Annotated in this window: 10 protein-coding genes; 2 read left to right on the top strand and 8 right to left on the bottom strand. The window is 52.1% G+C overall.

Annotated features, from left to right (window positions below; translation table 11 throughout):
• Positions 1-22: 22 nt before the first annotated feature.
• Positions 23-1,552 carry a response regulator gene (locus tag C3B51_RS07690; protein WP_130244669.1) on the bottom strand — a complete coding sequence of 510 codons (1,530 nt, stop codon included), beginning with the start codon at positions 1,550-1,552 and terminating at the stop codon, positions 23-25.
• 252 nt (positions 1,553-1,804) lie between these two features.
• Between C3B51_RS07690 and C3B51_RS07685 the strand changes: the two genes are divergently transcribed.
• The gene (locus C3B51_RS07685) at positions 1,805-7,273 is read left to right on the top strand and encodes a two-component regulator propeller domain-containing protein (protein WP_165389122.1); all 5,469 of its coding nucleotides are present in this window, start codon (positions 1,805-1,807) and stop codon (positions 7,271-7,273) included.
• Here C3B51_RS07685 and C3B51_RS07680 read toward each other — a convergent pair.
• Positions 7,259-7,771, bottom strand: coding sequence for an AAA family ATPase (locus C3B51_RS07680; RefSeq protein WP_130244667.1), 513 nt, complete (start codon positions 7,769-7,771; stop codon positions 7,259-7,261). The genes C3B51_RS07685 and C3B51_RS07680 overlap by 15 nt on opposite strands.
• Before the next feature lie 100 nt (positions 7,772-7,871).
• Positions 7,872-9,752, bottom strand: coding sequence for a hypothetical protein (locus C3B51_RS07675; protein ID WP_130244666.1), 1,881 nt, complete (start codon positions 9,750-9,752; stop codon positions 7,872-7,874).
• A 240-nt stretch (positions 9,753-9,992) separates the two neighbouring features.
• On the opposite strand from C3B51_RS07675, the gene C3B51_RS07670 reads away from it, so the two are divergent.
• Positions 9,993-10,433: a hypothetical protein gene (locus tag C3B51_RS07670; RefSeq protein ID WP_130244665.1), complete on the top strand. Its 441-nt coding sequence runs from the start codon at positions 9,993-9,995 to the stop codon at positions 10,431-10,433.
• Positions 10,434-10,531: 98 nt separating this feature from the next.
• On the opposite strand, the gene rlmM is transcribed toward C3B51_RS07670, so the two are convergent.
• The 5 genes from rlmM to kdsA all read right to left on the bottom strand — a co-directional run bounded on the left by rlmM (position 10,532) and on the right by kdsA (position 14,471).
• A complete protein-coding gene (rlmM, locus tag C3B51_RS07665; protein WP_125716511.1) occupies positions 10,532-11,617 on the bottom strand; it encodes a 23S rRNA (cytidine(2498)-2'-O)-methyltransferase RlmM in 1,086 nt (361 codons plus the stop codon).
• 23 nt (positions 11,618-11,640) lie between these two features.
• Positions 11,641-12,009, bottom strand: coding sequence for a DUF423 domain-containing protein (locus C3B51_RS07660; RefSeq protein ID WP_054017245.1), 369 nt, complete (start codon positions 12,007-12,009; stop codon positions 11,641-11,643).
• Entirely contained in the window at positions 12,002-12,664 is a 663-nt protein-coding gene (locus C3B51_RS07655) for an alpha/beta family hydrolase (RefSeq protein WP_130244664.1), read from the bottom strand. The genes C3B51_RS07660 and C3B51_RS07655 overlap by 8 nt, the downstream gene beginning before the upstream one ends.
• Positions 12,661-13,554: a transcriptional regulator GcvA gene (locus C3B51_RS07650; protein ID WP_046006605.1), complete on the bottom strand. Its 894-nt coding sequence runs from the start codon at positions 13,552-13,554 to the stop codon at positions 12,661-12,663. The genes C3B51_RS07655 and C3B51_RS07650 overlap by 4 nt, the downstream gene beginning before the upstream one ends.
• A 62-nt stretch (positions 13,555-13,616) precedes the next feature.
• A complete protein-coding gene (gene kdsA, locus C3B51_RS07645; RefSeq protein WP_130244663.1) occupies positions 13,617-14,471 on the bottom strand; it encodes a 3-deoxy-8-phosphooctulonate synthase in 855 nt (284 codons plus the stop codon).
• Positions 14,472-14,482 lie beyond the last annotated feature (11 nt).

The following is a 14,482-nucleotide window of genomic DNA, read 5'->3' as shown; positions in this document are numbered from 1 at the left end:
GGCACAAAGGTTGCCCGGCAGGCTAGCTGGCTTTTTCTCCTAACGGCAGACTGACCGTGACCTCAGTGCCGCGCTGCTCGTCGGTATTAAAATCTATCTGTCCCTGCTGCGCTTCTGTGAGCAATTTGGCAGTGTAAGTACCAACACCAGCGCGGTCAGGCTTACCAAAAGTCACAAACTTTTCGAAAAAACGGGTTCTGACACCGTCCGGCACCGGATCGGGGTTTTGAATGATCACCGTCAGCTGTTGCTCCGCAGGCTGTGCACTGATGGTCACCAGGGGCTTGCTCTTAACCGCTTCCAGCGCATTGCTGATAAGGTTGTGGAATAAGGTGTAACACAAGGCCGGTTCACCAAAAAACAGTAAATCTTTAGAGACCACAGTGCGCAGCTGGATTTTTGAGGCTTCAACCAGCGGAGCCAAGTCTTCCAGCACGGCTTCAATGATTTTATGTATCGGGTGGCTGACCGGATTTAGCTGATACTCATTCGCTTCGATTTTGGCCATGGCCGACATGCTGTCCATGGCATGCTGAAGCCGCAAACAGCTGTGCTGAATAAAATTGAGATAACGCCGTGCCCGCTCCGGCTCTTTAATATGCCGTGCCAGCAGCGCCGTTGAACTGCGAATGTCCGACACGGGTTTTGCCAGGTTAGTCTGCGCCAAACTGTCAAATTCGTCGCGCAATCTGGCATTGTCGATCATCGCATCTATCTGCGCACGCATCAGGCGGTTCGATTCAATGTTGCGACAATGCGCGCGTACCCGTGATTTAACCACCGACGGGTTAGCGGGTTTAGTTATATAGTCGACCGCCCCAAGTTCTAACCCTCGCACTACGTGCTCCGTTTGCTCCAGCGCGGTTAAAAAAATCACCGTAATATGCTGGGTGTGGGGGTCATCTTTAAGACGCCGGCAGACTTCCAGCCCGTCCATGCCTGGCATCATGATATCCAGCAGGACCAGATCGGGTTGCGGCTCTGCAGCGCAGATCTGCAATGCCTTGGCACCACTCAGTGCTGCTTTCACCTTATATTCCTTGCGCAGCACATCACCGATGATCTTGATGTTGTCTGCCACATCATCGACCACCAGCACCTGAATAGGCTGCTCCACCACCGCTTCTTCTTCAGCAGCTTCGCCGTGGTATGGCCTGACCGGTTTGTTGAGCGCACGGCGCAGTCGCTCCAGCATAATTTTGCTGGAAAACGGCTTAACCACATATTCAGACACACCACATTTTATGGCCTGCAGGACCTGAGATTGTTGTATCGACGTAGCGGTCATCACAAACGGGATAGCCGCCGTGCGCGGATTCTTTCGCACTTCTTTTAGCAAGTCGATACCCGCCAGCTTGGGCAGCATCCAGTCCGCAATAATCAGATGAATATCCTGATATTGCAGCTTGTCGAGGGCGTCGGCACCATTGGGGCTTTGCAACACATTAACTCGTCCAAGTCCGGTGACGATATTGGCCACCATGGAGCGTATGGTCTCGTGCGGTTCAACAACCAGGATAGTCATAGTGGTTACTGCACTGCCATTGTCCATTCTTCTCTCCTAAAGCCAGCCGTCCCAAAATCGGGCCTGGCACAGTTAAGGGGGTTACAGCGCCGGAAAATTTATTTGCTGTTATTGTGCACAGGTTTCTAATATCTGTCTAACCTTTGTACAACGAATCAATAAACCCGCCAACAGGCCAACGTTATGCCAGTCATTTCTGTCTTATGCACAACCCGACCACGGCGCCGGGGTTTAGCACTCACTGTTAGTTTAGCGGTGATATGGCTGTTATGTGCTGTATTGACACAAAAAGTGCTGGCCACCACGCTCAAAATTGAAAATATCGCCACCTATAACGGCCTGAATACCCCGCAGATCTATGCCGTCAGCAAAGATCAGCAGGGCTTTATGTGGTTTGGTAGTGCCGATGGCATAAAACGCTACGATGGCTATCAGTTTAGTAATTTCAGACACGTTCCGGGCGATCCCAGCTCGCTGTCTGCCGACAGTGTCAGTGTGTTGCTGTTCGACACTCGTGGCCGGTTGTGGGCCGGTACCTGGGGCGGTGGCCTGAACCTGTTTTTGGGCGCTCAGCAAGGGTTTCAGCATTTTCGTCATGACCCGGCAAATGCGCAGTCGCTGGGGGCGGACAAAGTGCAGGCGCTGTTCGAAAGCCAGGATGGCAGCCTTTGGGTTGGCACCAATGGCGGCGGGCTCAATCGTCTCAAAACCGATGGTCGCGGATTCGAGCGTTTTACCCATGACCCGAATAACCCCAAAACCCTTGGCAACAACCGGGTATGGAGTATTGCCGAAGATCAAGCCGGTAATATCTGGTGCGCCACCTCGGATGGGCTCTACCGGCTTGACCGCCAAAGTGGCCAGTTCAGTGCATTTAAGGTTGCGCCACAGTCACTCGACCACCCGGAAGTACGGCAGGTCTCCGTTGCCGCCGATGGCCGACTCTGGGTGGCCACCCGTACCAGCTTTGGCCGCTTTGATCCGGATACTCAGCGCTTTCATACCTATCAGCTCAATGAACAGAGCCTGCCCAGTGTATCCAGCCTGCTGCACCATCAGGGCGATATTCTGCTGTCGACCTTTGCCGGTATCTACCGCTTCTCACCTTTACAGGAGAAATTTATTCCCACCGCACAGGACGGCAAGCTGGCATTACTGCAAAACCGCGATGTTCGCCAGGTTTTAATTGATCAGACCGGGCTGATGTGGGCGGCGACGCGCTACTCCGGTGTCATTAAAGTATTCCCCCACCCGCCTGCTTTTAAAGCCTGGCACCACTTTTTAGAAGATCAGCAACTCTCCGGGTTATTTAATCAGGTGCTGAGTATGGCAAAGGCCATTGAAGGGGGGGTGTGGCTGGGCACCGGTCGGGGCCTGGTGCATTTTGATGGACACGGGCAATTTATTCCATTTGCCTCGCCCGAGGAGCTAACCGGTGACTACCGGCTCAGAGTGCATCACCTAAATCGGGATGCCGATGGCCAGCTCTATGCAGGGACTAATTTTGGGCTGTTTAAGGTTGATGAGCTAAACCGCACTTTAACGCCTTTTATGCCTGCAGGCGTGCGGGACGGCTCCCCCGTCGATTATGTCAATTTTGATGCACAGGGCTGGGTTTGGCTGATCGTTGCCGGTGAGCGCAGGGTCACGCGCTGGCACCCACCCAGCGGTGGAGTTCAGCACTTCGTGCCCAATACCGATCCGACTTTTATACTGATCGACAGTGATAAACAGGTCTGGATAGGCAGCGACGGGGACGGTCTGTTTCGTCTTAGCCCGGATTTAACCCAAACACAGCACTATCTGCCCGACAATACCCCCACCAGCCTGGATGGCCGCCATATCAATCAGGGCATTCAGAGCGGCCGCTACCTGTGGTTTGCCAGCAATAATGGCGTGACCCGCTATGCACTGGATGAAAAACGGTTTTTGCGGTTCAGTAACACCACCTCACAAGCCAATTTTGCCGTTAAATCCATCGTTGCCGACGAGCTGGGATTATTGTGGCTGGCCACCTCGGGTGGTGTGTTTCAGCTCGATCCGCTCAGTGGTATTTTCCATCAGTTTACCACCCACGACGGACTGGGGAATAACCACTTTCTGGCGCGCTCTTTTGTGACCTATGACGAACAAATCCTATTTGGCAGCATAGATGGCATCACCGGGTTTAATCCGCTGACGGTTTACGTCAATATCTCTGCGCCGCCTCTGGTCTTTACCTATGCCGAGCGCGATGGGGTACGCATCGACAAACTTGATAACGGCATTGAGTTTACCCACAGAGACAGAAATTTAGCGGTCTATTTTGCCGCCCTGGATTACCACGCCACGGAAGATAATCGCTATCGCTACAAGTTGCTGGGGCACGATGCCGACTGGAGTGCAATCACAGACACGCCCCGCGCCAGTTACCGCTCATTGCCACCGGGCGAGTATGTGCTGCAAGTGCTGGGCAGCAATAACCATGGTGTGTGGAATGATACACCAATTGGCTTGGCGATCATTTCACTGCCCGCCTGGTATGAAACCCTGTGGTTTAAAATTCTCTTACCCACGGTCCTTATCATAGCAATTGTTACCATAGTACATATCAGAGAGCGCAGGCTGCGTCTGGCCAGTTTAAAGCTGGAACAAAAGGTCGCGCAGCGTACTCAGGAGCTGGTGGTACTGGGCGAAGTAGGTAAAGAAGTGGCAGCCACCTATGACATGAAAGTCATTTGTGAAACCATTTATCAGCACCTAAAGCAAACCCTGCCCTGCGAATTTTGTGCGGTGGGCATTTATCATCGCGAGCAGCAGTACATAGACTACATCTACGCCGTGCAAGATGACGAGCCGTTTGCAGCGCTGATCAGCAAACTGAGTACCAGCCAGGGTGCTGATGTGTACTGTGTCAAAGAAGCCACCCCCGTGTATGCCGCCTGCCCACAGGACTGGCAGAAATTGGCATTAGCTGCCGCCGATAACCTGCACGGCGCGGCCACGCAAAGTGTCTTTTGTGCTCCGCTGGTGGTCGACGGCGAAGTACTGGGCGTGTTTACCCTACAATTTAACCATGAGCACGCGCTGACCCGGGCTCAGCGCGCAATCTTACGGGTTGTTGCCAATCATCTGGCGGTGGCTTTGGCCAACACCTTGTCTTATGGTGAACTCAAAGAGGCAGAGCAACGGCTGGAGCTGGCGATGTCGGGGGCCAATGCCGGTACCTGGGAGTGGGATATCAGCAGTGGCCAGCTGATCACCAACGACGTGTGGTCAGAAATGCTGGGCTATCAGTGCGACGAGCTGGAACAAAGATACGGTCCGAGCATTGCCCGCTGGCATCAGCTCATTCACCCGGAAGACTTGAGTGCAACCGAAGATGCCTTACTGGCCCATGCCCGTGGTGACAGTGATACCTTTCGCCATGAAATGCGTATGAAGTGTGCCGATGGCAGCTGGAAATGGATCCTCAGTATTGGCCGCAGCGTGGTCGCCAAGCATGGTCCGGGAGGCAAAGAAGTGTTTGGTATTCATATGGATATCAGCGACGCCAAAGCGCTTCAGGTAGCGCTGCAAAAAGCCAAAGATAAGGCCGAAAGTGCCACCCAGGCCAAATCTGATTTTTTATCCAATATGTCTCATGAAATTCGCACCCCCATGAACGCCATCATAGGCATGAGCTATCTGGCCCTGCAAACCACCCTGAACCGTCAGCAGCGCAATTATGTGGAGAAAATCAATCGCAGTGCCGAGTCGCTCCTTGGGATCATCAACGACATTCTCGACTTTTCTAAAATTGAGGCAGGCCGGCTCGATATTGAAGCCATTGAGTTTGATCTGGAAGAAACCCTGACTCAGAGCATTGACCTGCTCGCCATTAAAGCACGGGAAAAAGACATAGAACTGTGTGTGATGCTGGATCCGGGGATCCCAGCACGGCTGACAGGCGATCCGCTGCGGATCTCACAGGTGCTGCTAAACCTGGGCAGCAATGCGATTAAGTTTACCGATCAGGGCGGCGATGTGATCATTGATGTATCACCACAGGCGGGCGACAAAGAGACGCTGACACTGGCGTTTGCGGTCATAGATACCGGCATTGGCATGACCGAGGAGCAGCAACAAAAGCTCTTTAAATCTTTCAGCCAGGCAGATACCTCAACAACCCGCAAGTACGGCGGTACCGGCCTGGGGCTGGCGATTTGCAAAAAACTGGTGGAGCTGATGGGTGGCCAGATCAGCTGCCAGAGTATTGCCGGTGAAGGCAGTACCTTTGCCTTCGATATAGTTGTGAAATTGTGTGACAACAGCGATACCCTTTTACCTGAACTATCCGTGCAACATGCGGTGATCCTCGATGACAACCAGTATGCCGCAAGCACGCTCAAACGCTACCTGCATGTTTTTGGAGTCAGCGCAGAGGTCATCGGCCGGGACGCCTTTGACCTGGATGCGCCAGCCTTCAAAAGTGCCCAGTGTATTCTGGCAGACAGTCGCTGCCTGACTATCTTACCCGACTCACTGCGTGCAACGCTGCCCGTCGTGCTGCTAAACCATAACGGCGACAACGCAGAAGCCGATGTCAGCTATACCCTTTGTAAACCGGTTTTCCCCAAGCCACTTGCTGCCTGCCTGCTCAGCCTGTTTGGCGACCCAAATATCGCTGAACACAGCGAGACGAATACCGAGGAACCATCTCATGCGGTCGCCGGTGCGCATTTGCTACTGGTTGAGGACAATGACCTGAACCAGGAGCTGGCCATTGCCTTACTGGAGAAAAACGGAATTCGGGTCGATGTAGCCGAACAGGGTCAGCAGGCACTGGAGATGCTGCAACAGCGCCACTATGATGGCGTACTGATGGACTGCCAGATGCCGGTGATGGACGGTTACAGCGCTACCGAAGCTATACGCCAGCAACCCAGGTGGCAGGACCTGCCTGTCATCGCCATGACCGCCAGTGTGATGCTGGATAACCGTCAAAAAGCGCTGGAATGCGGCATGAACGACATTATTGAAAAACCCCTGAACCCGCGCAAAATGTTTGCTACGCTCGCCCGCTGGATTGTCCCGGCACAGCCAGCGAATGTGTCCGCCGCCAGCGAACATCCATTGCCAGCATCAACGGATACATCGGAAGACTTAGCTGCGATAGCCGGGCTGGATACCCAAGCGGGGCTTGCCATCAGCGAAGGCGACACAGCGCTGTATAAAAAACTGTTGGCGCGCTTTTGTGACAAGCAGGCGCAATTTGAACAGGCCTTTGTCGAGGCCCAGGCACATACAAACACAGATCCACAGGGTCCAATGCGGTGCGCCCATACACTCAAAGGCAGCGCCGGTAATATCGGGGCTGTTTTGGTGGCCCAACTGGCTGGTGAATTAGAAACAGCCTGTGCCAACAATATGCCAGTGCAGAGCCTGCTAGACGAACTGCTAACCAGCCTGAATGCGCTGATTGATGCAATTTCGCAGGCACTGAATGAACAGCAAACCATTGAACATAGCAACGAAACAACTCATTCAGCAAGCGCACATAAGGACATTGATATAACGGCCTTACTTGCACAGCTCAAAGTCCTGATCCGTGATTCAGATATGGATGCCAGTGACCAGGCTGACACATTGCTGGAGGCGCTAAGCGGTGCACCCCAGCAGCCACTCGCTGAGCAGTTGTTTACCCAGATTGAGGATTTTGATTTTGATGGCGCAGGTGAGACTTTGACGACACTTGAGCAGCAGCTGACATCCTCACTGGACGCCTGAGCCGCTGACGTCCGTTAGCTGCACTAAAGTCAGGTTTTCACTTTCCTCAGGTGCCTCAAAATACTGGCTCACCTGATAGAACACCACGTCGTTATCAAAGTGTGCCCGCGCTGGCTGTTCAACACGACGTTTGGCCAGCTGGGAAAGGCATTGCTCATCACTGACATCCAAATAATAGAGCTGATGAGAGGCTTGTACCGCTTCGCTCAGCTCCACAAACCAAGTACGTTGTCGGCGGGTGTTAGCAGGAAAATCCATCACCACATTCAGCCCCAGCTGCAACAGGCTTTGCACATGCGCTTTAATAAAAGGTTTGATTAACCGGGACTTCTCGATGTAATCATCAAAAGTTTGGATTTGGCCCGGGTAATGCGCCGCCAGCCAGTCATCCTCTGACAACACAACCGCCTGATGATCCTGAGCCAGCTTGCGCGACAGGGTGGATTTACCAGCCCCCATCTTGCCGCATAAATAATAGAGTGTGCCACGTGATGCCATTGATTCTTCCTTGTTTTTTAGTTTGACCGAGGAGCCAGTATCCAGGCTGTGCGCCACCCGGTCAACCGGCGTATTCACTTGTATGACTTGCTGGCTATGTTTACTCCAGCAAATTCGGCTTAGTTAAATCATACTGCCAATCAGACCACTTACCATTTGGGCGCAATATCGACATGGTATAACGTTTATCCGTCAGGTTCAGCCAGCCGAGATTAAGATGGCCAGAGAGGAATTTCCCCTGCCAGTTTACCGGCTTAAGATACTGAGTATTCTTGCGTTTGAATGGATTTATGGATAACCCCAGTACGGTTCCCTGATGAAGCATTTTTAGTGATGTTTCCAGTATCCCGGTGGGCGCATTCGATACCGAGCTGCTGGTAAGCTGCCAAAAATCAACACTGTGACTATTCGCAGGGTGTGACTTTTTATGACTGCGGCAATAGCCATAATGCACGTCACCAGAGAGCAAATAGCAGTGGCTGAGGGCAGGTAGAGTCAGCAAGTTGTCGGTCAGTGCCTGCATTTGTGCAGCATCGCTTATCCAACATTCTCCATCGAATCGCGTTGCCCCTTGATGTTTTAGCATGCTGACTGCTCCGAGTTGCAGTTGTTCCAACTCCGTAAAGCCAAACACAGGGGCTGGTGACACCACCACCAGCTCTTGCGTATTCGGCTCCAGCGTTGCCAACAGTGCTTTCACCTGACTCAGCGCGGCGTCGTTCATTAACAATGGTGCGAATGGCTTACCAGGTCGAAACGCCCTTTGTGTTCGGGTGTCTAATATCAAAGCTGGCGGCTGTGTTGCACTGAGTACCGTAAAGTTTAGTGTGGTGAGCTTTTTAGAGGTGTCTTGATATCGTTGAGCATTGTACTCTGTCAGACCCCCAATAAAAGCAGGCAAGGTCTGCGTTATTAATTCATGATATTGTTCGGGCGCATTACCCCATGCCTGGCACAGCGCAAATGCTGTCAGCGCATTGGTCACCACTTGCTGACCCAGAGTTCCCGGCGCACTGAGCTGCGCCTGAATTTGCGCACTGAGGTTCCAGTCATCGGTCACTTCATGATCATCGCACATCATATAGCTGGGCACATGTGCCAGCAGACGCCGGACTCGCCAGCTTTGACCAACAAAGTTGCGCGCCTTATTGTAACTGCGCCACACAGCACGGTCTTGGTCAATTTGCCGCTTACTTAACTCTCCCTTATTATGTTTCGTGGGCATAGGTATAACAGGTTCAGGCAGGTCATGGCAAAGTCCTCCCCAAGCCAGCAGGTACATGCTCAGATACTCACGAAAACCAAGTAAATGATACTCCCCTGCTGTTGTGTAAAAACCATTTTTCTTATTCAGTAACAAATTTCGATTGCGCCAGCCAATTGAGTCCAGTGACAATCTATTTTGCCCTTGTTCTGCCAGTGCCTCATCAGGAAAAAGCTCAGCGGAATATTGATAGATCAATTGAGCAACCTGCGGGTCCACATCATCGGCATAGATCTGATCGCCGGTGAGAAATAACACATCAGGGAGTTTATTCAACGGCCCGGATTGTTCAATCTTACGGTCGTATGCCGCCAGCGCATCCTGCTTTGCACCATGGGGTTTACGACAAGATGCACTCATCATTTGCGTGATGCGCGGGTAATATCGAAAACTGGGATACGTTTCGCCATGATACAGAGGTAAAGGCCCCTCAAAATAGGCCGGCTGAAACACGCTTTGCTGCTCATAACACAGGTCATATCCCACGGAATCGGCCTCTGGCCAGCCGCTTGCTGGCGCCTTCAGGCACACCATCACGGCGTGTAGTGACTCTGACAGCTTTATAACGGTACACTCGCAATCACCAGATAGCTGTTCGCTCCCCAGCCAGGTTTGTGCACTGAGTGATGCAACGTCAAACTCCCCCTGGATCACCAGCCAGATATAAGCACAGTTAGACTCTAAACGCCTGAGCATAGGCCCGCTGAGTATCTTCATATTCCTTTTCTCCTGTCATTGGACGGATAAAGTATAGTCACACTGTAGATAGCCACATCATTTATAACTCTGAATGCAATGCTTCATACAAATTGACTAACCGCCCCAAAGAACATCTTTGAGTCGGTAATAGTAAGTTAAGTAAAAGGTCTTGGATACGACTTTATATGGAACTAATATAGAAACAAACTTATAGGCCGCCCATAGTGGGCCTGCGTATCCAGTCAGGACTAATACAACATGTCAGTCAATATATCTGAAAACCAGTGGAATGAGGCAATTGCGCAAAGTGAAGCCGATCCTGATTTAATCTATGCCAAATCGGTGTTTTTTAACCAGTCAGAGCAAGAGATACTAAAGCGCTTTCAAATCAACTTTATTGAGCGTACAGATGAACTCAGGTTTATGCCGGCCAATTTACTGATGGCCTGTTTGCCCTATTTTGTCCGCTTTATCGTCACGTGCAGGCACGACGAATTCGATAAACCCGGAATAGCCGATTGTTTTCTGTCCTTATTAGAGGGCAAGCTCAGTGACGAAACAGTCAACACCATAGAACTCTTACACCAAAGTGGAGAGGCGTTGCTCTTTATCTCGAGCAGGCTGGACGAATTTAATACCGACCCGGATATTTACGGTGATTTACAACCACGGCTGCATCATTTAATCACGCTGCGGTGATAAAGAGGCTGAACATCAGAGGCCATTTTCGTTTTTTGAGTGGAATTTGGCTGAAAATGGAATAAGCGACAGTCAACAAGACTGCCGCCAAATATAACTTAGCTGTAGAGGTTTTGCGGCACTTTCAGTACCTGAATATGCACGGTCACTTCTTCTCGGTCGTGATAAAGGTGTTTGGCCTGTAGCTCGTAGCCTACGCCGTATTTTTTCAGCTCGTCGTGGATCAGCGTCAAACACTCATAAACCGTATCAAAGCGCTTTTTCATGGGCAGCTTAAGGTTGAAGATCAACTCGCGGACAAAGCCGTTGACTATCCAGTCGACCATCAGCTCGCTGACGCGGGTCGGTTTTTCGACCATGTCACACACCAGCCAGTCGATGTTGCGCTTTTCGGGGCGATATTTAAAGCCATCTTCACGGAAGTGTTTCACCTGCCCGGTTTCCATCAAATCGTCGTTCATCGGGCCATTGTCGATTGCCGCCACAAACAACCCGCGGCGTACCAGCTGATAGGTCCAGCCACCCGGACAGGCACCCAGATCCACGCCGCGCATGCCAGAGCGGACCCGCTCTGGCTCGTTTTCTTTACCAACAAAGACATTGAAGGCTTCATCCAGCTTCAGCGTTGAGCGGCTCGGTGCATCGGCCGGCATTTTCAGCCTGGGGATCCCCATGAAGAACGGCGAGTTGTTATGACTGAATGAGTACCCGACATAGGCGGTGTCGTTTGCCAGAAACAGCACATGCAGCACCGGTTTATGGGCTTTGTGGTCGCGGGTCAGCTTATTTTGCTTCTCCAGTGCTTTGGCCAGCGGCGTCGAGAATTTCTTACAGAATTTCGACAGCTCTTTGCCTTCATTGGTATCCGGGGTTTCTACCCGCAGATCGCCACACAAAGGGAAATCCCCAACCACCTGTTTGATCTCAGATACGCGGTCTTCAACGGGCATTTTGCTTAACAGCACACCCGCAAACCACTGGCGGGCAAACACCAGGCTGGAAAAATCAACCTGCTTGAGTAGCAGCTCGCTCTGAGCCGGGTCAAAACACTCAAAGGTCACATAGCCCGTATTGGGCTTAGCTTTTACGTAACCGGCGACATTATGTAACGCGGCGTGATGCGTAATTTCGGCCGCCGCATCGCTTTCAAAGCCGCTTCGGCAATAAATAACCACACTAGACATAGTGATAAAAAGTCTCTAATCAATTAAAAGGGCTGACGGGCAACCTGAAACAGCAGCCAGGCCCAGCCAAGAATAAAACACAGTCCGCCCAGTGGCGTAATCGGTCCCAGCCATTTGGCACCGGTCAGCGCCAGCAAATACAGGCTGCCACTGAACAGGACAATCCCGGTCGCAAATAAATAGCCCGAGAGCTGAACTTTCACGCCCCATTTCAGGAGCAGGGCTACGGCCAGCAATGCCAGGCCATGTGTCATCTGATATTCAGCGCCGGTTTTAAATATGCCAATGGCATAGTCGCTCAAACGGCTTTTCAGGCCATGGGCGGCAAAGGCCCCCAGCATGACCGACAGCATACAAAATGCCCCACCCAGCAGTAAGAATAGCTTAGCCATTGAGTATCTCCGCAATTTTAGTTGCAATGGCCTCAGCTGCCAGCTGGCGGTTTTGTGCTTCTGTCAGGCCGCTTGCTTTGCGCGGCTTCAACGAATGGTCGCCATCTTTAAGCCATACCAGCTCGGGCCAGCTCTTTTCTTCAGCTTGTGCAGCTAAAGCTGTGACCTCGGCGTGATTACCAAACGTATCGCGCTCTCCTTGCAGCACCACAAACGGGCAAGGGATATCGGCAAAGTGCTCGGTACGCAGTTTCTCGGGTTTGCCTGGTGGGTGAAACGGATAACCCAGCGCAAACACGCCCTGTACCTGAATATCGTCTTCACAGACCAGCATAGATGCCATACGCCCGCCCATCGACTTACCACCGATAAACACAGGTAAGTCGTCGAGCTGCGCGCTCAGCACATCGCGATAATGGGCCAGCAGTTTAGGGGCACGCTCCGGCGGGCGACGTTTATCCAGCGCCTTTGCCATCTGCATATAGCCAAAATCAAACAGCCCGACGGTGACTCCCAACGCACTCAGGCGGTCTGCCATGTCCTGCATAAAGTCGCTGTCGCGGCCCGCTCCTGCGCCATGGGCCAGGATAAGTTGCGCCAGAGGTGCGTCAGCCTGATGCCACTCGATATCAATCTTTACTTCGCTGTGCGTCATTGTTGTTCCTGCTCTACCATTTCCAGCATCCAGTTTTTGAAGGACACTATTTTACCTAATTCAGCCTGAGATTCACGACACACCAGATAGTAAGCATTTTTACTTTCCAGGTGATGGCTAAATGGAATGATCAAACGGCCCGCGTCCAGGTCGGGTTTGGCCAATACACTGTTGCCCAGTGCGATCCCCTGGCCATGCACAGCAGCCTGAGTCACCATAGACGAGTGACTGAAAATCGGTCCGGTGTTAGCCGGCACATTGCGCACTCCGGCGGTTTTCAGCCAGGCTTTCCAGGCGCGTCGGGTGGTATCGTGCAGCAAGGTATGATTCGCCAGGTCACTGGGCTGATCCAGCGGCTTAGGGCCATTGAGCAGCAAAGGGCTACACATGGGCACCAGGTATTCGGTGTGCAGCTTGTGGGTTTGCACGCCGCTCCAGTTGCCCCGGCCATAATAAATGGCCACATCCACGTCATCGGTTAATGAGTTTTCATCCAGATCCTGTGCTTTTATTCGCACATCAATGTCGGGGTGCAATTCATTAAACAGGCTCAGCCTGGGCACCAGCCACTGAATGGCAAAACTGGGCGTCAGGCTCACTGTGAGCGACCCTTTTGCACCACGTGCTAATAGCCTTTCGGTGGCATCGATCAGCTGAGAAAACAGCTCTTTGATATCCAGAAAATAACCCTGCCCTTCTTCCGTTAACAGCAAAGAGCGGTTTTTACGTAAAAAGAGTTTAACCCCGAGGTGCTCTTCCAGAATTTTGATCTGGTGACTGATGGCCGCCTGAGTGACAAACAGCTCTTCTGCGGCCTTGGTAAAACTCAGGTGCCGGGCTGCGGCCTCAAAAGCTTTCAGTGCATTTAATGGGGGTAATCGTCGTGACATGGCGGGTGTTCCAAACCAGGCTGATGAAAATGGCGGAGTCTCCTCCGCCAGTAAGTGTCATGTTACAGATCGGCAGCGCTGGTATCTAACGGTGCAAAGCTCTTGACCAAATCGTCCACAGCTTTCATCTGCTGCAAATAGCCCTCCAGCTTTGCCAGCGGCAGTGCACAAGGACCATCGCACTTGGCTTCGTTTGGATTGGGGTGCGCTTCAATAAATAAGCCTGCCAGACCCAGGGCCATGCCGCTGCGTGCCAGCTCAGCCGCCTGTGCACGACGACCATCGGCCGAATCGCTGCGGCCACCCGGGCGCTGCAAGGCGTGTGTGGCATCGAAGATCACCGGTGCCATGTGCTTCATGTCATCCATGCCCAGCATGTCGACCACCAGGTTGTTATAACCAAAGCTGGTGCCACGTTCACACAAGATCACTTGCTCGTTGCCCGCTTCGCTCATCTTTTTGATGATGTGACGCATCTCGTGTGGTGCCAGAAACTGAGGTTTCTTCACGTTAATCACATTGCCGGTTTTTGCCATGGCCACAACCAGGTCGGTCTGACGCGCTAAAAAGGCCGGAAGCTGGATCACATCAACCACTTCGGCAACGGGTGCAGCCTGATGCGGCTCATGCACGTCGGTGATAAGCGGCACGTTAAAGGTGCTGTTGATTTCTTCAAAGATTTTAAGCCCTTCTTCCATACCCGGACCACGGTACGAGTTAATTGAAGAGCGGTTGGCTTTGTCGAACGAGGCTTTAAACACATAAGGAATGCCCAGCTTGCTGGTCACTTCAACATAGTGCTCGGCAATGCGCATGGCCAGGTCGCGAGACTCCAGCACATTCATGCCACCAAACAGCACAAAAGGTTTGTCGTTAGCAACTTCGATGTCTGCTACTTTGATAATCTGTGTATTCATTGTTCTTCCTA

The sequence above is a fragment of the Pseudoalteromonas rubra genome (genome assembly GCF_004212645.1).
GTDB lineage: Bacteria > Pseudomonadota > Gammaproteobacteria > Enterobacterales > Alteromonadaceae > Pseudoalteromonas > Pseudoalteromonas rubra_G.
This window is presented reverse-complemented; position numbering and strand designations above follow the sequence as displayed.

Coding starts and splice junctions, on each gene's coding strand:
- C3B51_RS07690 (WP_130244669.1), bottom strand. CDS start 1,552: ATGGACAATGGCAGTGCAGTAACCACTATGACTATCCTGGTTGTTGAA.
- C3B51_RS07680 (WP_130244667.1), bottom strand. CDS start 7,771: ATGGCATCACGTGGCACACTCTATTATTTATGCGGCAAGATGGGGGCT.
- C3B51_RS07675 (WP_130244666.1), bottom strand. CDS start 9,752: ATGAAGATACTCAGCGGGCCTATGCTCAGGCGTTTAGAGTCTAACTGT.
- C3B51_RS07670 (WP_130244665.1), top strand. CDS start 9,993: ATGTCAGTCAATATATCTGAAAACCAGTGGAATGAGGCAATTGCGCAA.
- rlmM (WP_125716511.1), bottom strand. CDS start 11,617: ATGTCTAGTGTGGTTATTTATTGCCGAAGCGGCTTTGAAAGCGATGCG.
- C3B51_RS07660 (WP_054017245.1), bottom strand. CDS start 12,009: ATGGCTAAGCTATTCTTACTGCTGGGTGGGGCATTTTGTATGCTGTCG.
- C3B51_RS07655 (WP_130244664.1), bottom strand. CDS start 12,664: ATGACGCACAGCGAAGTAAAGATTGATATCGAGTGGCATCAGGCTGAC.
- C3B51_RS07650 (WP_046006605.1), bottom strand. CDS start 13,554: ATGTCACGACGATTACCCCCATTAAATGCACTGAAAGCTTTTGAGGCC.
- kdsA (WP_130244663.1), bottom strand. CDS start 14,471: ATGAATACACAGATTATCAAAGTAGCAGACATCGAAGTTGCTAACGAC.